The 22,484-nt window shown below is 52.9% G+C and carries 15 protein-coding genes and 4 pseudogenes; 10 read left to right on the top strand and 9 right to left on the bottom strand.

All coding sequences use genetic code 11. The annotated features are described in order from the left end of the window. Positions 1 to 438 precede the first annotated feature (438 nt). Positions 439 to 1,644 (top strand): MFS transporter, encoded by a 1,206-nt coding sequence (locus FQ185_RS07400; protein ID WP_149416934.1) that lies wholly within the window; start codon positions 439 to 441, stop codon positions 1,642 to 1,644. 107 nt (positions 1,645 to 1,751) lie between these two features. Here FQ185_RS07400 and FQ185_RS07395 read toward each other — a convergent pair whose 3' ends face one another. Further along, entirely contained in the window at positions 1,752 to 2,603 is an 852-nt protein-coding gene (locus FQ185_RS07395; protein WP_149416933.1) for a universal stress protein, read from the bottom strand. 11 nt (positions 2,604 to 2,614) lie between these two features. Then, on the bottom strand, positions 2,615 to 4,102 hold the full coding sequence (locus FQ185_RS07390; RefSeq protein WP_149416957.1) for a SulP family inorganic anion transporter: 1,488 nt from the start codon (positions 4,100 to 4,102) through the stop codon (positions 2,615 to 2,617). A gap of 427 nt (positions 4,103 to 4,529) precedes the next feature. On the opposite strand from FQ185_RS07390, the gene FQ185_RS07385 reads away from it, so the two are divergent. After that, on the top strand, positions 4,530 to 5,066 hold the full coding sequence (locus FQ185_RS07385; RefSeq protein ID WP_149416932.1) for a hypothetical protein: 537 nt from the start codon (positions 4,530 to 4,532) through the stop codon (positions 5,064 to 5,066). A 232-nt stretch (positions 5,067 to 5,298) separates the two neighbouring features. Then, positions 5,299 to 5,784 (top strand): GIY-YIG nuclease family protein, encoded by a 486-nt coding sequence (locus FQ185_RS07380; RefSeq protein WP_149416931.1) that lies wholly within the window; start codon positions 5,299 to 5,301, stop codon positions 5,782 to 5,784. A 121-nt stretch (positions 5,785 to 5,905) separates the two neighbouring features. Here the strand turns inward: FQ185_RS07380 and FQ185_RS07375 are convergent, their stop codons facing one another. Then, the gene (locus tag FQ185_RS07375) at positions 5,906 to 8,503 is read right to left on the bottom strand and encodes a hypothetical protein (RefSeq protein WP_149416930.1); all 2,598 of its coding nucleotides are present in this window, start codon (positions 8,501 to 8,503) and stop codon (positions 5,906 to 5,908) included. Positions 8,504 to 8,900: 397 nt separating this feature from the next. Between FQ185_RS07375 and FQ185_RS07370 the strand changes: the two genes are divergently transcribed. From FQ185_RS07370 to FQ185_RS07355, 4 genes are all read left to right on the top strand, one after another. Next, on the top strand, positions 8,901 to 9,719 hold the full coding sequence (locus FQ185_RS07370; protein WP_149416929.1) for a hypothetical protein: 819 nt from the start codon (positions 8,901 to 8,903) through the stop codon (positions 9,717 to 9,719). 939 nt (positions 9,720 to 10,658) lie between these two features. Then, complete coding sequence (locus FQ185_RS07365) at positions 10,659 to 11,249, top strand: hypothetical protein (protein WP_060765755.1); 591 nt, start codon at positions 10,659 to 10,661, stop codon at positions 11,247 to 11,249. Beyond that, the gene (locus tag FQ185_RS07360; protein ID WP_060765754.1) at positions 11,246 to 11,482 is read left to right on the top strand and encodes an ABC-three component system middle component 6; all 237 of its coding nucleotides are present in this window, start codon (positions 11,246 to 11,248) and stop codon (positions 11,480 to 11,482) included. Before FQ185_RS07365 ends, FQ185_RS07360 begins: the two co-directional genes overlap by 4 nt. After that, on the top strand, positions 11,473 to 13,167 hold the full coding sequence (locus FQ185_RS07355) for a DUF2326 domain-containing protein (RefSeq protein ID WP_149416928.1): 1,695 nt from the start codon (positions 11,473 to 11,475) through the stop codon (positions 13,165 to 13,167). The genes FQ185_RS07360 and FQ185_RS07355 overlap by 10 nt, the downstream gene beginning before the upstream one ends. Before the next feature lie 71 nt (positions 13,168 to 13,238). Here FQ185_RS07355 and FQ185_RS07350 read toward each other — a convergent pair whose 3' ends face one another. Continuing rightward, on the bottom strand, positions 13,239 to 14,870 hold the full coding sequence (locus tag FQ185_RS07350) for an NAD+ synthase (RefSeq protein ID WP_149416956.1): 1,632 nt from the start codon (positions 14,868 to 14,870) through the stop codon (positions 13,239 to 13,241). A 351-nt stretch (positions 14,871 to 15,221) separates the two neighbouring features. Between FQ185_RS07350 and nadE the strand changes: the two are divergent. Beyond that, positions 15,222 to 15,533 (top strand): annotated as a pseudogene (gene nadE, locus FQ185_RS07345) (NAD(+) synthase); the annotation flags it as partial. A gap of 173 nt (positions 15,534 to 15,706) precedes the next feature. Here nadE and azu read toward each other — a convergent pair. Next, the gene (azu, locus tag FQ185_RS07340; protein ID WP_149416927.1) at positions 15,707 to 16,153 is read right to left on the bottom strand and encodes an azurin; all 447 of its coding nucleotides are present in this window, start codon (positions 16,151 to 16,153) and stop codon (positions 15,707 to 15,709) included. 343 nt (positions 16,154 to 16,496) lie between these two features. Between azu and FQ185_RS07335 the strand changes: the two genes are divergently transcribed. Continuing rightward, the gene (locus tag FQ185_RS07335) at positions 16,497 to 17,084 is read left to right on the top strand and encodes a TIGR00730 family Rossman fold protein (RefSeq protein ID WP_149416926.1); all 588 of its coding nucleotides are present in this window, start codon (positions 16,497 to 16,499) and stop codon (positions 17,082 to 17,084) included. Between the two features lie 68 nt (positions 17,085 to 17,152). Then, positions 17,153 to 17,341 carry a hypothetical protein gene (locus FQ185_RS07330; protein WP_007947526.1) on the top strand — a complete coding sequence of 63 codons (189 nt, stop codon included), beginning with the start codon at positions 17,153 to 17,155 and terminating at the stop codon, positions 17,339 to 17,341. A gap of 220 nt (positions 17,342 to 17,561) precedes the next feature. Here the strand turns inward: FQ185_RS07330 and FQ185_RS07325 are convergent. The 4 genes and pseudogenes from FQ185_RS07325 to FQ185_RS07315 all read right to left on the bottom strand — a co-directional run bounded on the left by FQ185_RS07325 (position 17,562) and on the right by FQ185_RS07315 (position 22,454). Beyond that, positions 17,562 to 18,390 (bottom strand): annotated as a pseudogene (locus FQ185_RS07325) (transglutaminase N-terminal domain-containing protein). Further along, positions 18,390 to 18,515, bottom strand: a pseudogene (locus FQ185_RS30995) (hypothetical protein); the annotation flags it as partial. The pseudogenes FQ185_RS07325 and FQ185_RS30995, both read right to left, overlap by 1 nt. Then, positions 18,497 to 19,911: pseudogene (locus tag FQ185_RS07320) on the bottom strand (transglutaminase family protein); the annotation flags it as partial. The pseudogenes FQ185_RS30995 and FQ185_RS07320, both read right to left, overlap by 19 nt. A 239-nt stretch (positions 19,912 to 20,150) precedes the next feature. After that, positions 20,151 to 22,454 (bottom strand): YgiQ family radical SAM protein, encoded by a 2,304-nt coding sequence (locus FQ185_RS07315; RefSeq protein WP_149416925.1) that lies wholly within the window; start codon positions 22,452 to 22,454, stop codon positions 20,151 to 20,153. Positions 22,455 to 22,484 lie beyond the last annotated feature (30 nt).

Genomic DNA, 22,484 nt, shown 5'->3' with positions numbered 1-22,484 from the left:
TAAATGCTTTTATTCTTTTCTACGTGGCAGGGTTTCTACGCATTGCCCGGAAGGCAGAGCCTCTCGTCATGGACGATGATAGAGATCTATTATTCATTCTACGAATTGCTCCATCCCCTTCAACTCCACCCCGAAACTCATTATAGTTGTGCAGCGTACTTTGCTTTTTCTCTAGCATTTCGCTCCGGTCGTGGTCTGAGTTGAGCTGGCCGCTTCCATTTCAGTTTTCAACTGCTGCGAGGTTTTAGGTTGTCTCAAATGCACTGTTTATTTTACCTTGGCGGTTATTAAAATTCATTTACGAGATAGTCGCGGTACTAGCTTTACCCTTCGTCGCTTTGTAATAATTATTCATGAGGGCGGAGTGTAAAGGTATCATTTGTGTTCAGGTGATTTTATGATGCAAGGCCTTGCGAGAAATAAAATGCGAGATATATGATGTATAAATATTTGAAATTTGTCAGTTTAAATTGGAAGGGTCTTTTATTTGGTGCCATTCTCATGGCCACCTCTAGCTTTGGGCAAACTTATTTCGTCGCGCTTTATAGCGGCAGTTTTAGAGGTTTTTTTTCGCTTTCCGATGGAGAGCTTGGTGCTATATACGCAGTGGCCACACTTTTAAGCGCGTTAACCCTGCCCTGGATCGGGCGCCTAATAGACCGAGTGTCACTATTTTGCTATACCCTTTTTGTCGCCATCGGCCTTGTATTGGCATCGTTAGTTACTGCCGCCAGTGTGGGGATTATAACTCTAGGAGTTGGCTTTTATTTATTGCGATTGAGCGGTCAAGGGTTAATGGTTCATACCGCGATGACTGCAACAGCTAGGAAATTTCCAATTGATGCAGGAAAAGCACTCGGTCTGATTGCTTTGGGGTTAGCACTAGCTCAAGCGCTAATGCCATTGGCATCGGTAGGAATGATTGATGCAATCGGGTGGCGCTGGGCATGGATCGTGAACGCCGTGGTCGTCGCAGTGATAATGGCTTTTGCCCTAAGACTAATTCCTACCACTATTTCCATACAAAAAAAAGAAAGCAATAGAACCACTGCCCCCCCCATCAATCTTAGGTTATGGCGAGACCCACGAATTCTACTGACATTGCCAATTATTTTGGCCTCACCTTTTATTACGACAGGGTTCTTCTTTCATCAGGCTCGGCTGTCCGAGGAGATGAACTGGAGTATCGCTTGGGTTGCAGGGTGGTTTGTTGTTTATGCACTTACTCAAGCTTTATCTTTGATATTTTCTGGCCCAATATTAGATCGTTATGGCCCAGTACGGATTCTGCCCTTTTTCATGGCGCCGCAAGGTATAGCGATGGTGATGTTGTATTTGTCTAGTTCTGTATGGATAGCTCCTCTATACTTAGTATTGACGGGAGTCTCTTCAGCAGTCGCGTCAACATTATCTACAGCTTTGTGGATGCAATTGTATGGTCAAGGACAGCTAGGCCGAATCAGATCTTTGGTTGGAGCTTGGAGTGTAGTCGCTAGTGGTGCTTCACCTGTAATCATGGGTGTACTTATCGATCAGGGTATTACTCTTAGGCTTCAAGCGCTAGGTTGCCTCGCATTTATTTTGATTGCCAGTTTACTTCCCACTAAAGCATTATTTTTAGAGCGCGCAGATTATCAATATTAAAAAATATAATATTTAAATAACAGGTTCTAATTCTGCGCGAGTGCGGGCTTCACATGCTGGTCATGGAATTTCTCATTTGTAAGAAACTCCACGACCCAGGATCGATCTTAGCGAAGCAATAGCACCGGTATAGTTGCCGTTCGCAACATTGTTGTAGTTGTGCTGCCTACCAGAAACTGCCGGATGCGTGAGTGCCCATACGCCCCCATGACAAGGAGGTCAATGGCGTGTTCGGCTTGATAAGCATGCAGAACCGTCTCTACCTCGCCTGGTCGAATCTCGGCTTGAACCATCAGGCCGGACGAGGCAAGTGCGCTTCGTGCATTCTCAAGCTCGCTCTGGTTGTCTTGGGAATCTGCTCCGACCATAACGATATGAATCGTCAGGCCTTCGCACAGTGGGCTTGCAGCAAGCATTTGCACGGTTTTATTGGCGGTGGGGCTGCCGTCAAATGCGAGCATGACCTTTTCGGTTTTTTTAAACTGGCTGGTTGTGATCAGGATGGGGCGATGGATTGTTCGGACAACAGCTTCGATCTGGCTTCCAAGACTGTGAGCGTTGTGTTTGCTGTCTTCACCCACTCTCCCGATAACCAGCAGTCGTATATCGTCCTGAAGGTCGCTCAGGCTTTCGACAAGGTGACCATGTCGCTGCTTCATGTCAGGCGCGATAGCGCCGGAGATGACAGTACGCTCGCGAGCCTTTTCAAGCATGTGTTGCCCTTGCTCCAAAGCGAGCTTGGCACGTTGGGCGTCCAGCGTGGCCAGTTCCTCCAGTAGATGCTCTCTACTCCCGAGACCGATATTGCCGCTGAGGTCAGCGGATGCCGGGTATTTTTCTTTATCCAATACATGGAGCAAGGTCAGAGGGGCATTGAGTTGTTGCGACGCCCATGCTGCGTAGTCGCAGACTGCTAATGAGGATTGTGAGTTATCAATGCATGCCATAACGTGGGTCATTGTCTTTCTCCTTAGTGGCTCATGAGCTTGTCGATAGCGCCAGGTTTGTCATGAACGCCAAAGCGGTCAACGATTGTCGCGCTGGCCTCATTCAGGCCCAGCACTTCAACCTCGGCGCCCTCGCGACGGAACTTGATCACCACTTTATCCAGCGCTGCGACAGCAGTGATATCCCAGAAATGCGCCTGTGTCAGATCGATGGTGACCTTGTTGAGTGCTTCCTTGAAGTCAAACACTTCGGTGAACTTGTCTGCCGAACTGAAGAACACCTGGCCCACCACGCGGTAAGTCCGATGTGACTCCGCCTCTTTAAGCGCGCTCTTGATATCGAGGTAGTGTCCGACCTTGTTTGCAAAGAACAGTGCAGCCAAAAGCACGCCAACCAATACCCCGTAAGCCAGGTTATGCGTTACCACGACCACCACGACGGTCGCGACCATGACGAGATTGGTCGACAGCGGGTGCTCTTTTAAGTTACGCAACGAATCCCAGCTGAAGGTGCCGATGGAGACCATGATCATCACGGCGACGAGTGCTGCCATTGGTATCTTGGAGAGCCATTCGCCCAGGAACACCACCATCAATAGTAAAAAGATGCCGGCGCACAGCGTAGACAGCCGGGTGCGACCGCCGGATTTCACGTTGATGATCGACTGGCCGATCATCGCGCAACCCGCCATTCCGCCGAGCATGCCTGCGGCGATGTTGGCTACACCCTGACCTTTGCACTCGCGGTTTTTGTTGCTGGTGGTATCGGTCAGATCGTCGACGATGGTCGCGGTCATCATTGACTCGAGTAGACCCACTACGGCCAAGGCAGCCGAGTACGGGAAGATGATGCGCAGGGTTTCAAAGTTCAGCGGGACTTCTGGCCACAAGAAGATTGGCAGCGTGTCAGGCAATTGGCCCATGTCGCCCACAGTGCGGATATCCAGGCCCAGGTAAATCGCGATAGCAGTGAGGGTCAGGATGCACACCAGTGGCGACGGAATCAGCTTGCCGATCTTAGGCACATACGGGAACAGGTAGATGATTCCTAGGCCCGCTAGTGTCATGGCATAAACATGCCAGGTGACGTTGGTGAGCTCAGGTAACTGAGCCATGAAAATCAGAATCGCCAATGCGTTTACGAAGCCGGTGACTACCGAGCGTGAAACAAAGCGCATCAGCGATCCAAGCTTTAGAAAACCAGCGAGAATCTGGAGAACCCCACATAGCAGAGTGGCCGCCAACAGATATTGAAGTCCGTGATCTTTAACCAGCGTGACCATCAGGAGTGCCATCGCCCCGGTAGCTGCCGAGATCATGCCAGGTCGACCGCCGACGAACGCGATGACAGCACAGATACAGAAGGAGGCGTAGAGACCGACTTTGGGATCTACCCCGGCGATGATGGAAAAGGCGATTGCTTCCGGGATCAGCGCGAGTGCGACCACTATCCCCGCGAGCACGTCTCCACGGATGTTGGAAAACCAAGTTTGTTTTAGTGTTTGCAGCATATAAATATCCAAGGCAATGCACCACATGCGGGCCGGGCGAATGGCGAGCGTGTCGATACGAATTCAAATTGTGAAGGTTGTTCAAGAGTGCTTTGGGTGTAAAAAAAACCGGGCACACAGCAATACGCAGCCGAGAGCGTAGCCGGCGGAGCGAGGCGTTGCGAGGGGGCGTAGCGCTAAGGCGGCGTAGGCTGCCAGTAGATCGTTTGGAGTACAGTCATGCTGATGTTCCTGTAGCTCAAGGGGAAGGCTGAGGGGTAAGTATACAGTTGAGTTATCGTCGATTGCCAACCGCCGACTCGATTTGGTTGGTTTCCTAGGACTCGCCATGATCGGACTAGATTGAGCAGTCGAGGAGAATATGACATCGTCACTGCCAACCTTACTGAGCTACCCAAGCTGCTCCCTGCCTTGGAAGCATTCGCGGATGACTGAACGCAATAATTGCAACGAGCCCCTGCAGGCGGCATTGATTCAGGAGGAAATCCTAGAGATTCTGAAAGAAGCCAAGGTGCTCGCGCGTAGATTCTATCGCCTGACCGGCAAGCCGCTGGGCGTGACAGGCGAGGTCGCAGAGTACGAAGCTGCTACTAGACTCGGCCTGATACTACATCCTGCAAGGCAGGCAGGTTACGACGCTACAGAGACGCTGGAAGATGGCGTCGCGAGAATCCAGATCAAGGGGCGCTGTATCCTGAACCCGCAAAAGATTACGGGACGTATGGGGGCAATTGATCTACGACAACCCTTCGATACTGTGCTCTTGGTGCTGCTTGATTCTGAGTTCAACGCATTTGCAATGTACGAAGCTAGCCGTGCCAAGGTTGAGGCAGCTTTGACCTTGCCAGGCTCCAAAGCTAGAAATGAAAGGGGAGCGCTGGCGATTAGGCAATTCATGTCGATAGCTGCGTTGCGCTGGGCTCGCCATGAGGCCAGCGAATCCGAGAGTCAACTACCCTCCTAGAGTCGAACGCTAGCGATACGTTGCTCTGAGATACATATTTAATGCTCCCAATACGGCACATTAACCATGATTTTTTGGCTTAATGGCCCTATTTGGGGACATTAAATTGAGCGAATAACGCGACCAATAATGACGTTGGCCCCTGCTGCGTGCACTAATAAATCACCAGGGCAGAAGATCTCTTTGCCGATGCTAAAAGACAGGGAATCGCAGGCGTAAGAAAGGAGCGGAAATGATCTATTTTTTCATTGAAGATAGTAATGAGAAGGTGAAGATAGGTCGGGCCAAGGACATCGAGCTCCGCAGAAAGGGCCTTCAAACCGGGAATCCGAGGAAGCTTTTACTTCTGGGTTGGATTCGTACAGATGATGACGTGCGACTGGAGAAGGAGATCCATCAGAACTTCTCTCACCTTCGTGGTACTGGCGAATGGTTCGATCTGGATCCTGCGGACATCTTGCCTATCCTCGAGCATTTCGGCATCGATGGCTTTGTCGGTACGACCGACGATGCTTTCGAAGTCATCGGCAATGATCGGGATGGCGTGCCCGAGTATCTCGGCGTCTGGAGTTGGGGCAACCTGGAATGGAACGAGTGCTGCCCTTTCTGCGGAAGCTTCTGCGGCATGCACTTTCAAGACGCGTCGAGTATGTACCACTGCCTAAACTGCGACACGCTTACCACCTTTGATTTCCTGAGTCATCAGGAGGAAGAGTGACAGCTCCCGAACCAGCTTTTGCATTGGTAATGCCGAGCTTGCTTTGATGGCTTTTGCTGTCCAGCATCAGGCCAGAATCAGGAGTTTCATCATGATTCTGACCCTCGCTCAATGAGTCGTGCTAGCTCGCTCTCGATCCAAACTCGGCAATCCATTTCTGCAGGGCTGTTACGTCGGCTTCAAAGACATCCAGCTCAAGAGCGCTGCTGGGCATCTCCTCAGACTGAGCATGCTCATACACCGAGTAGCGTGTCATCAAGTCATCTATGAATACGCAGTCGTCGTTTGTTACCTTGGCGACCTTGTGTAGCTTGCCTTGAGTGTTGATTGCACGTCTGAAGCGGCCTACGACGTCTGCCAGCAAAATGTACTCAATCGTCTTCTCGACGATGATCCTGAAGTCACTGCAAGCGCTCTTGGCGAGCGACTCATAAGCCTCGACTTCGGCCTTCTCCTGGTGTTTTTTCAAGCGCGTAATCGTATTGTCGATTAACCCCCTGACAGCACTTTCCGGTCTCAGGTCTCGAGCGCTTGCAGTAGCGACGATGCCTGCAGTCTTCGCCATCCTCTGTAGTGAAGTGAGTGTCGGCTTGATTGAAGGCATCCCTGGAGTCTGCTCCCATTTCTTGGTAACAGCTTCTACTTGGGCTACAAGAGACAGTCGGTGGGTGAATACGATGACCTGCCTGGTCTGTGACAAAGACACGAGACGTTCGACAACCTTCTCTTCAAAATCTTGGTCGAGTGAGGATATCGGGTCATCAAAAATGAACGGAGCTAACTGGTTTGATCCTGTCGTGTCCGCTAGGAAAGCCGCGAGTGCCGCGATCCTGGTTTCACCCTCGCTCAAGATATATTCCAAACCATGGGAGCCGTGCGCACCTACGAGATTTAAACCAAAGGTGATCTTGCCTTTACCACCCGATTTGCTTAGTGGAGCTATTGGAATGCGGTGGCCACCGAGTAGCTTCAACTCTTCGATGAATCGAGCTTGATAACCAGCATCCAGTTCAGTTTTGGCCAAGTCATTTTTTTTGGTGGTCAGAGCGTTGGTGGCCGCTGAGCGTGAGGCTTTGTCTATCGCTGCGACTGCTATCAGCCTAGCCCTTTCAGCGCTAATAGAGGTCTTGTTTTGTGAGAGCCACTGCTTGGCTTGAAGATTCTGAACTCGCTCATGCATTGCTTGACGATGCTCATCCTTCAGCAGAGACGAAAGGCTACCTTCTTCGGTAATCAAGTCTGCTGACTTCGTTTTTACCGCTTCGTTGATGCTCTTCCAGTCGAACGGTTGCATGGTGCCGACAGGGCTTCCCGACACGATTTGATCACGCCTTGCTTTTAGCATGCCAAGCCAGGAGATCGCATCCGTTTCCTCGAAGCCTAAAGTGGACATGTGAACGATCCAGCTTGGTTCCCCGGGAAGAGTTGGCAACAGGGTTTTCTGATCAGTAAAACTTTTTTCGGCCTTCTTGGCGGCTGTCTCAAGGCCGTCAGTGACGAACTTCTCAAACCCAGTCAGGCGGGCTTTGGCATTCTCATCAAGGCTTTGATGGCATAGCACGCAGCGTGAGTCAGCTGCAATATTGGGAAACTGAGATTCTGTGTAGGCCGTGCCGTTCGAGTATGCGCGTGCGTATTCCCACATATCCTGCCAGGTCGCAGAGCCAACACCATCGAGTTCGGCTTTACCGAAAATCGCTGCCGCCGCCTCTTCGCTCGATTTCCTGGCCTTGACAGCGGCGTTTTTCAGGGTCTCTAGCGTACCTGCCGTCGCATCGTTCAATCCCTGTTGAAGAGTCGACATTGCTGTTTCAATACTCTTCAGCGCGGTTTTTTCTTTGTTAATGCTCAACAGTCGGCCTGCAATGTCTTTCTCTGCGAGTAGGGCCTCCTTCTCAATGCGCTCCCGATCAAGCAGATCTGTGTACAGACATTCCTTATCAATACTGGCGGTCGTGGTCGCACTCTTCAGGCCCTGAAGCCATTTTGCTTCGGCGGTGTGATTTAGCGTTTCTGGGATGGCAGGTAACGCTTTGCTGAGTAGTGACTTCTCTCTTGAAAGCTCTGCACTAACAGCGTCCGCTGTGACGATCAGTGCCGATACAAACTTCATCCGACTGGGCTCATAGCATGCCTCAGTCCTGCCCATGTACTGCTGGGCGGCCTTACTATCGAACACCTGTGCATGTCGTAGAGCTTTGTGTGGCCCGCTTGGGACGTCCCAGTGAACATCCGCCGGCTTACCGTCTATTGACACCTTGAAATGAGCGCGGCAGGGCGTAGGGGTCGGATCGAACACGTTGCTGCGTATTTCGTCTTTGGAGCGTGATCCACAGATCTCCTTCAGCAGCCGCGCAAAACCGCTTTTACCGGTTCCATTCTGTCCGTAGATCACCGAGAGATTGCTTTTGCCGAATGGAAGATTGGCACCAGCCTTGATAGCGTTCAGCCCATGAACATCTAGGATCTCCTCGATCCGAAGCAAAGGTCTATTGGCTACCAGCGATAAAGTGCCAGGCGTAACGGTCAGGAATCCTGGATCAGCTTCATCCTTGGCTTCGAGCTTGCAAAGCCTAGCTAGCGCTCTAATTTCATCCGGGTTCAACTGCCGCTTCGAGTCGATGATCATTCGAGCTGCGGTCTGCAACCACTTGGGGCGCGCATTCAGCCATGTCTCGAAATCATCAGCTACTACTGGTGCTATCTCAATCTTCGACATGGCAAACCTACCTCAAGAGGGAATACATGAGCGTAGGCACAAAGTGGCTTATTGCTATTATTTTTGCATTGAGCTGATTGCAGGATGTAACCGGAAAGGCAAAAAATGATGCAAGCAACGCTTTCCAAGCTGCGCCGGCAGCACGATGAGGAAGGAACCCTTGGGCCGAAACCTTGCCCAGCCAGTATTCGTCTCACAACAGCCGCACGAGACTGAATCAAACTAAAGCTTTTTATATAATGATCCCAAAAAGGTACATTAAAGCGGCTTATGGTACTTAATGATCCCGAAAGGGTACATTAGGAGTGACGCCGCCTTGCGCAGCCTCAACTAAGCTACTGGCGTAAGACCACCTGCAACCTATACTAGAGGCTTTGTTGAACTACAGGTAGCAGCCATGGTGACTTTGGGCCAGATTCAAATGCGAGGATTCTCCACGCTCTCCCCCAAGGGGATCAAAGATTGGCTAAAGCATTGTGCTACCTGTGAAAAAACTGCCCAATGGAGCATGCTTGAAGTTCTTGCGATGTTCGATGCATATCTCACCATTACCGAATTTACTCCGACCACTCTATGCTCGGACGACTTCGCGGGCCTAAGAGGTTTTCTGAGCACAGAGATGGGGTTTTCCGAAAAAGCTTCTAAAGGTATTACATCGCAGCTATGCAAAATGATTATCGCCATCGACATTTTGAGTAAAGAAAAAATTTCATTAGCCCTGAAAAAGCCAGCACTTGAATGCAACGAAAAATATGCAGCACGTCAACCTTCTAAATCTCAGCTGTTGATTTATAAATCTCTGTTCCCAACCATGGAACCGGGCAGGGTCGTATACGTGGATTTCGCCTCCCTTGGCTCCGCACTCAACGAATCATCACTACAATTTCTGAGTCGTTTGCTTTCAAAATACTTTGCTTCACTTAACATTGAGCATGCTGAAACTGATGCAGGTCTCATCATCGCATTAACGCAAGGCCTGCTGCATCAAAACCCTAGCCTCGACTTTGGCGATATCAGCCTCTCGATGGCTAAATCAACGAGCTTCATTTCAGGTGCTCGCATCCATGCTGAATGGCAAATGCACAATGCAGGCTACTTCCGTGGGGACGCATATGAAAACTGGAAGCTCATATCAGGGGTAATTCTAAACTTCTTTGTAGCCAACAATATCCTACACCTGAGTAAAGCCGGTCGCCAACTGCTAGTTACTGACTAACTCAACTTTACATTGAAATCCTGCGCTTAGCGTCAACTGCTTTTAACAGATACTCAATGGCATTCGTTTGTAACCGGAGAGCCTTACGGCATCGTGCTTCATCACGAGCGGAACTTGCAGACAAAGCTTCAGCTTGCAAATAGTCTATTTCGCACTTTAGATGAGCAATCATTTTATTGACAAGACGCTCACGCATACTAAATCCCTTAATAGAACATGGGTTGAAGTCACTACGTTACCGTGTGACATGGATTCATCGATTGCAGTATAGCCGCGATGAACGCTTTTGCTCGGCCTCGAGTGATCTCGTCCCCCTCGCATGACCTAGCCACACCAGAATCTAGGCAGCGCGTTCTGGCGAGTCCTATCTCGACCCGGAGACAGTAGCCCAGGCGCAGCTATCGAGAGACATCGGCACGAGAAACCTTGTCCGTGTAGAGCCTCGGACTCAACCCTGCGGGAGGTCATCCACACCGGGTTAGTCAGCCTCCTACAGAGGATCTGGCAAACCTTGGGCCTCTGGGCTGCAGTTACTACACCCAAAGCTGCTGTGCAGTTAGAGCGCCCTTGTGGAGCAATACGTGAAATCTGTAACATCACACTGATGGCACTCGGTGCCGGGTGAACAACTACCATGGAGAAAGGAATGTTCAGCTTCTTGAAGATTGTCGTAGGCGCAGGTGGAACCTTCGCAGCTCTGGGAGCTGCGATGCTCTACTCACTGTACGCCGGTTGGTTCAAGTCAGACTTGCTCAAAAGCTTGCCAAGCGAATCAATCTATAAGCTGTTTCTGTATTCCATTGGAAGCGGTGTCTTCTGCTTTGTATTATTAATAATTTTGCAAGCGTGTAGCAGAAAGCCTTCAATCATTACGAAGGCGGATAACGGGGGCACTGCGGTCACCTCCACGGGTAGCGGTAGCGTCACTGTACATAAGCCATGAGCTTCTTCCCACCTAAGCTTGAAGCTGAGGCAACACACGGTGGCATAGCAGTAGTCAACAACGGAAGCGGGCCTGTCACGATTGCAGCAACCACTGCTGCAATCTCATCCTTGCTCAATCCACTACTGATTAAAATTGTGTCAACTCACACTCCGTATGATGAGATCCCAGACGTGGAACTTGACTACCCTGGGGTCGATGAAAAAATCGAGTACAATAGGGTCTCGGTGTATTCAGAAGTCATCGTTGATAATGTGGGCTACATGGAGCTCATTGAAAATCTTATTTCGACTATCGATGATGAGGAACCTGGCGCACAAAAAAGATTCCTTTTCGCCATTAACCAGAAGTACAAATCCGCAAGACGCGAATTATTCTTGAACCAGACTGAGCGCCCAGTTACGCCTGAGCAAAAACTCAATATAACTCGGATAGGCTCGGATGAACTCATACTGAAAGTCTCCGAACTTATCGTTGACATCAAGACCGGCTTCCATGGCGCCCCATCTGAGCTAGTGGATTGGGCCAGACAGCTTATAGTTTGCTATGGCTTCATTCACTGCAAGATATTGGAGCCGCCTAAATGATCATTCAAAATACCAGCTCCCCGCTTAAAAGCCTCTACATCATTGGTGGGCGGATACTAATAGTTTTAAACTCTAGCGATCTTGGCGCTATGAGCCCACTTGCACTTCTTGAAAAATATCAAGAAAAATTTGATCGCGTTTCTTTTGCTTACATTCTGTATGCGCTCGATTGGCTTTACATAACTGGATGTGTAGAGCTCACGAAGCAAGGTGATATTTCTTTATGCAACTAATTAAGCTATCTGTATTTGATGGAAGCAAAGAGATACGCACCATCAACTTCAAAGAAGGACTAAACATAATTACCAACCTGGGCGAGACTGGTAATCAGATTGGCAAAAGTACATCGCTTCGAGCCTTGGCATTTTGTTTGGGCGGGAACTCCGAGCCACTGTGGAAAGACCCGGACAACGACAAGGTAAACGAAGAAGTTAAAGGCTTCCTGACTAAAGGCGATGTAAAATTTGAGCTAATAGTAAAGATTGCATCTATTACTCATACCATCACACGAGTGCTCTCAATAAAAACAGGCGCCCGACGCGAGAGCATCACAGCCATCAGCACCATCGATGGTGTCACATATAAAAGCCGCGCAGCTTTCACTTGCGAACTGCCACGCCTGTTTGGATACACTAGAGAACATCCAAAGTTTAACTCAATAAGAAGCAAGTTCTTCAGAACCAATAGAGCAACGAGCAACAACACACTTAAATACCTGCACACATATACAAGCGACAATGATTACGATCTGATCTACGCCTACCTTTTTGATTTTGAGTTTATTGATTCCGTTCGCCAGATTAATCTAATTGAGCACCAAATACTCCTAGAAGACACTCGAATCAGGACATTGCTTGGGGGTATTTCTTTGGAAGGCCGCCAGGAACATCTTTATGAGATCGACTCGAAAATATCTGACCTTCAAGTAAAAGAGGATGAATATGACATCTTTGAATCTCAAAGCTATGCGATCTCACAACTCCGTGATTCTCGAAGAAGCGTAGCCATTTTAACATCACGCATTGTTAACTTGGAAACAAAGCTTTACTACAATAAAAAAACAATTGATCGCTACAAGAACAGTTTAGTAGAGGTCAACGTAGATGAGATCACCTCCCTTTACAATGAAGCTAAATCATTAGTCCCAGACCTAAGTAAAACCTTGGAAGAAACAATCGAATTTCATAACTCGATTATGAGCCGCAAGGCCGCTTATGTCGAAGAAATGTCCATCGAGACGGCAGATGAGCTCGATAGCTTAAGATTGAGCTTAGGACGACTGCTGACTGAGGAAAAAAGCAAGGTTAAAGATCTTTCCAGAGATAGTCACTTCAGTGGTTTGATGCTGGTTGAAAAACAGATGCAAGACTTGCGAGAAGCTCGAGGCAGGCTTGCTTACGTCATAAGCGAGGTAGAGGTCTCTCGCAACAGGATTGCGGATTTGGAAACTACATCCGAAGACGTGAAGCGTAGTATTGCAGTCCACTACTCAGACCTAAACTCGAAGCTTGATGTTTTTAATGAGGCATATGCCGATATTACCAAAAAATTGTTCATCACCCACCATAACGAACTTCTAGTTTCCCCTGGGCAGAATGGCAAGGCAGATTTTACAATCGTCAACGAAGAACGCAATACTGGCGACGGCGTTCCTCGGGCTGCAGCTATGGCATTCGACATGTCCTATGTCTATTTCTTAAATAAGTTTAAATCAAAGCTTCCAGCATTTACCGTCCAAGACTATCTGGAAGTCGTCGATGAAGACAAGCTAATCAAGCTATTCAACTTCGCGAACGAGAAGAAAATTCAGACTGTGGTAGCCATATTGAATGACAAACTGGGTAGCTTTGACAAAAAGTTTATTAAAGAAAACACTATCCTAGAACTGACGAAAGAAGAAAAGTTTTTCAAACTTTAGCGAAACCGCACCAGGCAAAGAAAAAGGGGCGCAACGGCGCCCCTAGCATATTCAATCATCTGCCGAAGCTATTAATCTCCAATGCTCCAGCCAGAAGTAATTGGATATCGGCGGTCACGGCCAAAGCCACGCTCGGTCATACGTGGGCCAACTGCAGCCTGGCGCCGCTTGTACTCGTTCAGGTCGACCAAACGAATTACCTTCCTCACCACCTCCTTGTCGAAGCCCTTCTCGGTGATCGCATCGGCAGACAAATCCTGCTCGATGTACAGGCGAAGGATTTCATCAAGGACTGGGTATGGAGGCAGGGAATCTTCGTCCTTCTGATCAGGAGCAAGCTCAGCAGACGGTGGACGGTCAATGACGCGTTGCGGAATGACGTAGCCCAGGGTGTTGCGGTATTCACAGAGGCGGAATACTAAAGTCTTCGGCACATCCTTCAGGACGTCGTAGCCACCAGCCATGTCTCCGTACAAGGTCGCATACCCCACAGCCATCTCACTCTTATTACCGGTGGTCAGGACGAGATACCGCTTCTTGTTGGAGATCGCCATCAGCATCGTGCCGCGACACCGCGCCTGGAGGTTTTCCTCGGTGGTGTCCTTGCCCAGACCTTCGAACATTGGCGCAAGCGTAGATAGAAATGCTTCTACCATGGGTGCGATGGGCAGTACGCTGTACTTCACGCCCAGAATGTCGGCTTCTTCTTTCGCATCGTCCTGGCTCATTTGGGCAGTGTAGTGGTACGGCATCATCACGGCTTCGACGTTTTCTGCGCCCAGCGCATCAACAGCAACAGCAAGCACCAGCGCCGAGTCGATACCACCCGAAAGGCCCAGCACAACGCCTTTGAAGCCATTACGCTGCACGTAGTCCTTAACTCCGGCTACCAGTGCCTGGTAAACGCTGGCCTCAAGGCTCAGAAGTTCGGTGGTCTGAGCCGGAACCGGCACCAAGGCACCCTCCTTGATCTCAAACTCCGTTACGAAGAGTCCCTCTTCGAAAGCAGGGGCGCGCTGAGTGACCTTTCCGCCGCCATCCACCACAAAGCTATTGCCGTCAAAGACGAGCTCGTCCTGACCACCTACCTGGTTTACGTAGATCATCGGAATTGAGCATTCACTGGCGCGTTTGGCTAAGAGCTCTTCCCGCTCAGCCTGCTTACCACGGTGAAACGGAGACGCATTGAGGGTGAGCATAATTTGAGCACCGGCATCACATGCCTGCTTAAGAGGCTCGGAGAACCAAATGTCCTCACAGATGGTTATACCGACCGGTACGCCGAAGAGCTCGACCACACAAGGGCCGCTGCCTGACTCAAAGTACCGCTTCTCGTCGAACACACGATAGTTGGGCAGACGCTGTTTGTTGTAGCGGGCGAGTTCTTCGCCGTCCGAGATTACGGCGCAGCTGTTATAGCGTGCCCCATCCTCGACCCATGGGAAGCCGATTACTGTAACGATGCCTTTAACTGCATTCTTAACTTGCTGCAGCGCCTTCTCGATGCGGCTCTGCATGCTGGAGCGAAGGAGCAAATCCTCTGGTGGATAACCACAAAGGGTCAGTTCAGGGAAAACGATGACCTGGGCGTTGAGGTCGTCGCGAGCCTTATGGGCTGCTTCAATGACCTTCTCGACGTTGCCGTACACATCCCCAACGCGGATGTTCAGCTGGGCCATTACCACTCTCAAACGTTGCTCCATGGTTCCTCCAGAAATGCCTAGATCGAGATCTGCAAGATGCAGCGCTGTCCTGACATCTGCGATCAAGGGAAGCATCATCGGAAGCACCATGCTGAGCGATGGGCTATCGGACTACTGCTAGCCATTGCGGCTCATTGAACATGGGTCAGGGCTGCCCGGAGGGTCGCGAGCATCTTGCTAATAGGACATTATGCCCTATCCAAGCTGCGCTCCCTCGACCGAATTTGGGCGGAGTTGGGAGTCATGAAAATCGACCAGCTTCCATATTGGGCAGATGCAGAATGTGCACAATGGGGAAGTTAGTGATCGACCCCGGATCCACAGTGCATTGGGCACTATTTGGGGGGCAGGAAGGTGATGGGTTTCTTCACCAAGTTCGGTGACGGCGCTTGCGACCTGGCGCCGCTGAGCGGTCTGGTGAAAAATCAGGTCAGGAACATCGCCCGCAGCTTCGGCGCACCGGAATCCCTGGTGGAAAAAATCCCGACTGCCGACCTTGAAGACCTGTCGCCGGGTAAGCCGGATGAAGCGTCCCACGGTGTGACCTACGCCGAAATCGACGCGTTCCTGCATGGCGAGCCGGTGCGTGAGGAAGCATTCAAGATTATTTGCGACACGTATAGAAAGACCCATCACAAACGAGTGATGCCGTTCGCACCTTGAGATGTGAATGAATGAAAAAGCCCGCTGAAGCGTTGATCTTCAGCGGGCTTTTCTTTGGCAGGAGCATTTGTCGATGCTACCGGCCTCTTCGCGGGCAAGCCCGCTCCCACATGAACACCACTGACCTGTGGGAGCGGGCTTGCCCGCGATGAATGTTAACGCGGTGAACCTGCTTACTTCAGCGTAACAGTGCCTTTCATCATCGAGATGTGGCCAGGGAACGAACAGAAGAAACCGTACTTCCCGGCAGCGTCGAGCTTGGAGACGTCGAAGGTCACCGAGTCGGTTTCCTTGGCGCCAATGAGCTTGGTGTGGGCGATGATGCGAGTATCACCTTCTTTCAGATAGTCCTTATCGATACCGGCAGCCAGGCCGTCGGTGGCAATCGGCTGCATGTCAGCCTCTTTGCTCAGTATCCAGTTATGACCCATGACGTTTTTCGGCAGGCTGCCGGAGTGGGTCAGTTTGACGGTGAAGGTCTTGCAGCTTTTGTCGATTTCAATGGCCTTTTTGTCGAAGGACATCTGATCGGTGGAGTCGATGGTCGTCTCACACTCGGCAGCCATCAATTGACTGCTGGCCAGTGTCAGCAGGGATACCGCAACAAGTTTGGCAAACATGGTGAATCTCCAAGGCAGGGTTAACAAAAGTGCGAATGGACAGAAGACTGCCTGAAAACTTCGCAAGTTCCTATGACCTGATTCAAAAATTGTATACAACTTTCGGGCTATGACACTCATCGAAACAATCTACCAGCCAGACGTCTAGGGCGGACTTATCATCAGGCCGTCATCACTCATCTGGAGCGCCGGTCATGTCCATCAATAGCCTGTTGTGCAGTTTGCTTGCCGCTTACGCCTGCGGCGCCAGCGGTACCTATGAAACACCTGAACGCGAAGTTTAGACCTTGGAACGCCGCTTGCCTGCCTTTACTCTGTGGCCATCCTGACCATGGAGTAAGGCATGTCTTTAGCGTCCGTTTGTGTATTTTGCGGTGCCAGCACCGGCACCCACCCCGCTTATCGTGAAGCGGCTGTCGCCTTGGGGCGTGCATTGGCCGAGCGCAAGCTGACTCTGGTCTATGGCGGCGGCGCCGTCGGGCTGATGGGGATCGTCGCCGATGCGGCGCTCGCGGCCGGCGGTGAAGTCGTCGGGATTATCCCGCAAAGCCTTAAAGACAAGGAAATCGGCCACAGCGGCCTGACTCGTCTGGAAGTGGTCGACGGCATGCATGCGCGCAAGGCGCGGATGGCCGAGCTCAGCGACGCGTTCATCGCTCTGCCCGGCGGCCTGGGCACGCTGGAAGAACTGTTCGAAGTCTGGACCTGGGGCCAGCTCGGTTACCACGGCAAACCGCTTGGTTTGCTGGAAGTGAATGGTTTCTACAGCAAGTTGACCGGTTTTCTTGATCATATCGTCGGCGAAGGCTTCGTTCGCGAAGCGCACCGTGACATGCTGCAAGTGAGCGAATCGCCGCAAAACCTGCTCGATGCTTTGGACGCCTGGCAGCCGACAGTGGTGCCTAAGTGGACAGAGCAAAAACCCAGCTAACGGCTCGGCACCGATACAGGGCAGAATATGCGCCGCTCAACCTCACCTTCGACCCCAGAGGATCGCCCATGGCTAAACCTAATTATTCCTTCGCCAAACGTCAGAGAGACTTGGCCAAGGAGCAGAAGAAAGAGGAAAAGCTTCAGCGCAAGAAAGCTACAGCTGAAGAAGAAGCAGCAGCACTGAACCCGGATGCCGAAGGTGAAGTGGCTACAGACGAAACTGAAGCACCGAAAGATCAGGCGCCCGACGCCTGAGACCCTCAGGGCCCGATGATCTGATCAGGCCCACCGGATCTGTGTCCAGGGTCAGCAGTCACACTGCTGACCCTCACAGGCCAATCTGAAATACCCCTCCAGAAAGCACTGCACATTACCTGTGGGAGCGAGCCTGCTCGCGATGACGGCTGCACATCCAATATTTGTGTGACTGAAAGTCCGCTATCGCGAGCAAGCCCGCTCCCACATTAGATCTCCACTATTCTAGTGGCCTCACCGTCACCCGAACTTCCGGGTCGTGGTTACCGCCCCCCAGAATCCCCCCACGCAACGGCGAAACATCGGAAAAATCCCGGCCCCAGGCCAAAGTGATGTGTTCAAGAGCCGGTTGCACGTTGTTGGTCGGATCGAAATCGACCCAGCCCAGCACCGGGCAAAACACCGAAACCCACGTATGGGACGCATCGGCACCGATGAGCCGCCAAACCACGGCACGCGAGCATCAGGTGAGCGAAGTCCCGGCAGACGCCACGTCGGCGCTCCAGCACTTCCACCAGCGGCGTCGCCACTTGGGTCGCTTCGGCGTCGAAGGTGAATTCGCTGAAGATTTTCTCCATCAATGCCTGGACGCCCAGCAGCAGAGGCCTGCCCGGTGGAAAGCAGCTCTGCGAGAACTCGACGAAGTTGCGTTTCAAATGCACGTAGGGCGATTCGAATCGGTAACGGCACGCGTCCAGCAACTGCGGCGATAGCGGCTGACTGTTGTAAGTCAGCGCGCTACAGGTTTCCTCCCACGCAGGGGATTGATTGAAATCCAGCGCAGGCCGGGCCAGCACTTCGACGGTGAGCCGGGCATTGACCAGCAATTCATTGTGCGGCCGCTCGAATGCCAGCCGGGTCAGCGGATTGCCGAATACGTCCAGCGCATTCCGGCGCGACGTCGGGTCCGGACTGATCTGCAATTGCTGCTCGGTGCAGCGCTGCCAGGCGCAGGGCCGAGGCCACAGGTGAGCCCGTTGCTGGGCAAGGGACACCGGGCTGTCGTAGTGATAATGGGTGTCGTGGAGTATCTGGTAATGGGCGCTCATCAGACGGACACCGTGCGCTGGCTGACATCATCGACATGGGCAAAATGGCGCAAGGCCAGGCGATCCGACACCTGCCCGCTGGCATCGGCGATCTCTTGCAGGAGATCGGCCAACCCCTCGACGACGGCGCACCCAGTACGAAATGGTTACCGCCACCGGTGCCGGTATGCCGACCGTCGATCATGAATTTTTCAGTGATCAGTCGGGTCTGGCGCGCTTCTTCGTAAAGAAATTCGGTGCGCTCGACCAGCTCATCCCAGGTGGCGGACGGCTGCACGTTGACCTCGATCACGCCCGGATCGGGCGTGATGCGGAAATTGCTCAAGCGAGGATCGCTCGGAGGTTCATAGCCTTCCAGCAAAACCTTGCAATGCAGTTCCTGAGCCGTGGCTTCGATCGCAGCGACCGGTTCCAGATAGTCCTCGACCCGCTCCAGAGGCGGCATGAACAGGTACAACCGCCCCTCCCGTGCCTCGTCGCAGAACGCGGTGCGGGTCAGCCAGTCGGCGGGTTCGTCGATCTTTGGCTCCCGCTCAACCGCCTCGGCCGACGCGCCCGGGCCCCCGGCACCAGTCGGCAATGCTCATCGCGCAAATACCAGCGACCGCTTTGCCATTGATCACCCTTGGCGGTACGCGCCAGCGGCAGCACCTGGCCGATGACCTTGTCCAGACCCTGGCTGAAGACTTTACGCAGGCGTGCACGCTCCAATGGTTCTTCAAGTCGTGAGTCTTCGGCGCTGACGTTTTGCGGCAAAGTGCCTTCGCGCCAGAGGCAATAGAAATTGTCTTCGTAAGCTGGAAACACAAACCGTCATCGATAGAAACGAAAGTCGGCTCGCCCCCCATGGTCAAGCGCACATCGCCTTCCAGCAGGTCGGCACCGATCTGCCGTCCCAGCACCTGAATCGCCAGCCATTGGTCTTCGGTGTAGGACTTGGTGACTCGCGGCGCTTCCCAAATCCGCTCCACAGACATTTCGTGGGTGCATTCGCACTCGCACGGTTCTACCAAGCCGCTGATCGGTGCCGCAGAGGACGGATCGGGACTACAGGCCAACGGAATGTGTCCTTCACCGGCAAACAGCCCTGACGTCGCGTCCAGGTCGATCCAGCCGGCACCGGGCAAATAGACTTCGCACCAGGCGTGCAGGTCAGTGAAGTCCACTTCAGTGCCCGACGGGCCGTCGAGGCTTTTGACGTCGGCGGTGAGTTGTATCAGATAGCCGGAGACGAAACGCGCCGCCAGACCGAGGTTGCGCAGCAATTGCACCAGCAACCACGCCGAGTCGCGGCAGGAACCCGGAGGCATGTTCGGGCGTCTGTACGCCTGGCTCCATGCGAATCAGGTAACCGATGTCTTCGCTCAAGCGCTGGTTGAGCGCGACGAGGAAATCCACACTCGGCAGCGGCGTGCGGTCGATGTCGTCCTGGTACGCCTTGAATTTCGGTGTCAGGGGCAAGGTTTCCAGGTACGGCGCCAGCTCCTTGCGTTCATCCACGGCGTAGGCGAAAGGGATTTTTGCAGTACAGCACCAAAATCGGGCGATGCGGGAAATTGGCTTGGGGCAGTTGCACGGAAATGTTGCGACCGGGAGCCGTCAGCCAGATTCTGTATTGCCAGTAAGGGCCTCTTCGCGGGCAAGCCCGCGAAGAGGACAGTTGCCCCAACACAGCTTCCGGCCCGTCGCTCCGGTTTTCCGTGGCGCACAACGCACAACGCCAACCCGAAGGTTGGCGTTCTGTTCAGAGCTAGCGAGGCTTAGCGCGGCACAACCGGCTTACGCGCAGGCTTTGGTCCTTTGCCTTTGGCCGCGTCCTTGCGCTCCTTGGCCGCCTGCTGGTTGCGGGCGAATGCCGCAGCCTTGGCCTGTTCGCGTTTGTCCCACGGGTTGCCGCCATCACTGGCGCGCGGTGGCAGGCCAGTGTGCTGAGTCAGGATTTTGGTGGTCTTTTCCTGCGCCACTTTATGGCTGCCGGTCGGCGTCGAGTTCTTGCGACGGGCGCTCTGGTAGCTGTCGGTTGCCGGCTGATGCAGCGGGATCAACTGGTTTTTGCCTGGCCCGATCAGATCGGCGCGGCCCATTCGGGTCAGCGCTTCACGCAGCATCGGCCAGCCTTTCGGGTCGTGATAACGCAAGAATGCCTTGTGCAGGCGACGCTGCTCTTCGCTCTTGACGATGGTCACGGCGTCGCTCTTGTAAGTCACCTTACGCAGCGGGTTCTTGCCCGAGTGGTACATCGCGGTGGCGGTGGCCATCGGCGACGGGTAGAACGCCTGCACCTGGTCGGCGCGGAAACCGTTGCCCTTGAGCCACAGGGCCAGGTTCATCATGTCTTCGTCGGTGGTGCCCGGGTGGGCAGCGATGAAGTACGGAATCAGGTACTGCTCTTTCCCGGCTTCCTTGGAGTACTTCTCGAACATGCGCTTGAACTTGTCATAGCTGCCGATGCCCGGTTTCATCATCTGATTGAGCGGACCTTCCTCGGTGTGTTCCGGGGCGATCTTCAAGTAACCACCCACGTGGTGGGTCACCAGCTCTTTAACGTATTCCGGCGACTCGACCGCGAGGTCGTAACGCAGACCGGAAGCGATGAGGATCTTCTTCACACCCGGCAAGGCACGGGCGCTGCGATAGAGCTGTATCAGCGACGAGTGATCGGTGTTCAGGTTCGGGCAAATGCCCGGGAACACGCACGACGGCTTGCGGCACGCGGATTCGATTTCCGGGCTCTTGCAGGCAATGCGATACATGTTCGCGGTCGGGCCGCCGAGGTCGGAAATGACGCCGGTGAAGCCGGGGACCTTGTCGCGGATCTCTTCGATTTCGCGAATGATCGACTCTTCGGAACGGTTCTGGATGATCCGGCCTTCGTGCTCGGTGATCGAGCAGAAGGTGCAGCCGCCGAAGCAGCCACGCATGATGTTCACCGAGAAGCGGATCATGTCGTAGGCAGGGATTTTCTCCTTGCCGTACACCGGGTGCGGAATCCGTGCGTAAGGCATGCCGAACACGTAGTCCATTTCTTCAGTGGTCATCGGAATCGGCGGCGGGTTGAACCAGACGTCGACTTCGCCGTGCTTCTGCACCAGCGCACGGGCGTTGCCCGGGTTGGTTTCCAGGTGAAGCACGCGGTTGGCGTGAGCATAAAGCACCGCGTCACCGCGGACTTTCTCAACCGAAGGCAGTCGAATCACGGTCTTGTCGCGAGTTATCTTCGGGCTGGCCAGAATCTGCACGACCTTGGCTTCGCTTGGATCCTCAACCGGACCTTTTTCCTGCTCGATGGCGCAGGCCTGGGTGTCCTGGGTGTTGACGTAAGGGTTGATAATCTTGTCGATCTTGCCCGGACGGTCGATACGTGTGGAATCGATTTCGTACCAGTCTTTCGGCGTGTCACGACGGATGAACGCGGTGCCGCGCACGTCGGTGATGTCTTCGATCTTGTGACCGTAGGACAGACGCTGGGCGACTTCAACGATCGCACGCTCGGCGTTGCCGTAGAGCAGGATGTCGGCGCAGGCGTCGATCAGGATCGAGTTGCGCACCCGGTCCTGCCAGTAATCGTAGTGGGCGATGCGGCGCAGGGAAGCTTCGATGCCACCGAGGACGATCGGCACGTTCTTGTAGGCTTCCTTGCAACGCTGGCTGTAAACCAGGCTCGCGCGGTCCGGACGTTTGCCCGCCAGGCCGCCGGGGGTGTAGGCGTCATCGGAACGGATTTTCTTGTCGGCGGTGTAGCGGTTGATCATCGAGTCCATGTTGCCGGCCGCGACGCCGAAGAACAGGTTCGGCTCGCCGAGCTTCATGAAGTCGTCTTTGGACTGCCAGTTTGGCTGGGCAATGATCCCGACGCGGAAGCCTTGCGACTCCAGCAGCCGGCCGATGATTGCCATACCGAAAGACGGGTGGTCGACGTAGGCATCACCGGTGACGATGATGATGTCGCATGAATCCCAGCCAAGCTGATCCATCTCCTCCCTGCTCATCGGCAGGAATGGCGCTGGACCGAAACATTCGGCCCAGTACTTGGGATAGTCAAATAACGGCTTGGCTGTTTGCATGACGATGACCGGTGTTGAGATGAAAAATCG

Origin of the sequence: Pseudomonas sp. ANT_H12B, assembly GCF_008369325.1 — a bacterium.
In the GTDB taxonomy this organism is placed as follows: Bacteria; Pseudomonadota; Gammaproteobacteria; order Pseudomonadales; family Pseudomonadaceae; genus Aquipseudomonas.
This window is presented reverse-complemented; position numbering and strand designations above follow the sequence as displayed.

Bases quoted from the DNA above. Each gene is read 5' to 3' on its own strand.
- FQ185_RS07375 (WP_149416930.1), bottom strand. From the start codon at position 8,503: ATGTCGAAGATTGAGATAGCACCAGTAGTAGCTGATGATTTCGAGACA.
- FQ185_RS07390 (WP_149416957.1), bottom strand. From the start codon at position 4,102: ATGCTGCAAACACTAAAACAAACTTGGTTTTCCAACATCCGTGGAGAC.
- azu (WP_149416927.1), bottom strand. From the start codon at position 16,153: ATGTTTGCCAAACTTGTTGCGGTATCCCTGCTGACACTGGCCAGCAGT.
- FQ185_RS07330 (WP_007947526.1), top strand. From the start codon at position 17,153: ATGGCTAAACCTAATTATTCCTTCGCCAAACGTCAGAGAGACTTGGCC.
- FQ185_RS07350 (WP_149416956.1), bottom strand. From the start codon at position 14,870: ATGGAGCAACGTTTGAGAGTGGTAATGGCCCAGCTGAACATCCGCGTT.
- FQ185_RS07385 (WP_149416932.1), top strand. From the start codon at position 4,530: ATGACTGAACGCAATAATTGCAACGAGCCCCTGCAGGCGGCATTGATT.
- FQ185_RS07395 (WP_149416933.1), bottom strand. From the start codon at position 2,603: ATGACCCACGTTATGGCATGCATTGATAACTCACAATCCTCATTAGCA.
- FQ185_RS07380 (WP_149416931.1), top strand. From the start codon at position 5,299: ATGATCTATTTTTTCATTGAAGATAGTAATGAGAAGGTGAAGATAGGT.
- FQ185_RS07315 (WP_149416925.1), bottom strand. From the start codon at position 22,454: ATGCAAACAGCCAAGCCGTTATTTGACTATCCCAAGTACTGGGCCGAA.
- FQ185_RS07360 (WP_060765754.1), top strand. From the start codon at position 11,246: ATGATCATTCAAAATACCAGCTCCCCGCTTAAAAGCCTCTACATCATT.
- FQ185_RS07335 (WP_149416926.1), top strand. From the start codon at position 16,497: ATGTCTTTAGCGTCCGTTTGTGTATTTTGCGGTGCCAGCACCGGCACC.
- FQ185_RS07370 (WP_149416929.1), top strand. From the start codon at position 8,901: ATGGTGACTTTGGGCCAGATTCAAATGCGAGGATTCTCCACGCTCTCC.
- FQ185_RS07355 (WP_149416928.1), top strand. From the start codon at position 11,473: ATGCAACTAATTAAGCTATCTGTATTTGATGGAAGCAAAGAGATACGC.
- FQ185_RS07365 (WP_060765755.1), top strand. From the start codon at position 10,659: ATGAGCTTCTTCCCACCTAAGCTTGAAGCTGAGGCAACACACGGTGGC.
- FQ185_RS07400 (WP_149416934.1), top strand. From the start codon at position 439: ATGTATAAATATTTGAAATTTGTCAGTTTAAATTGGAAGGGTCTTTTA.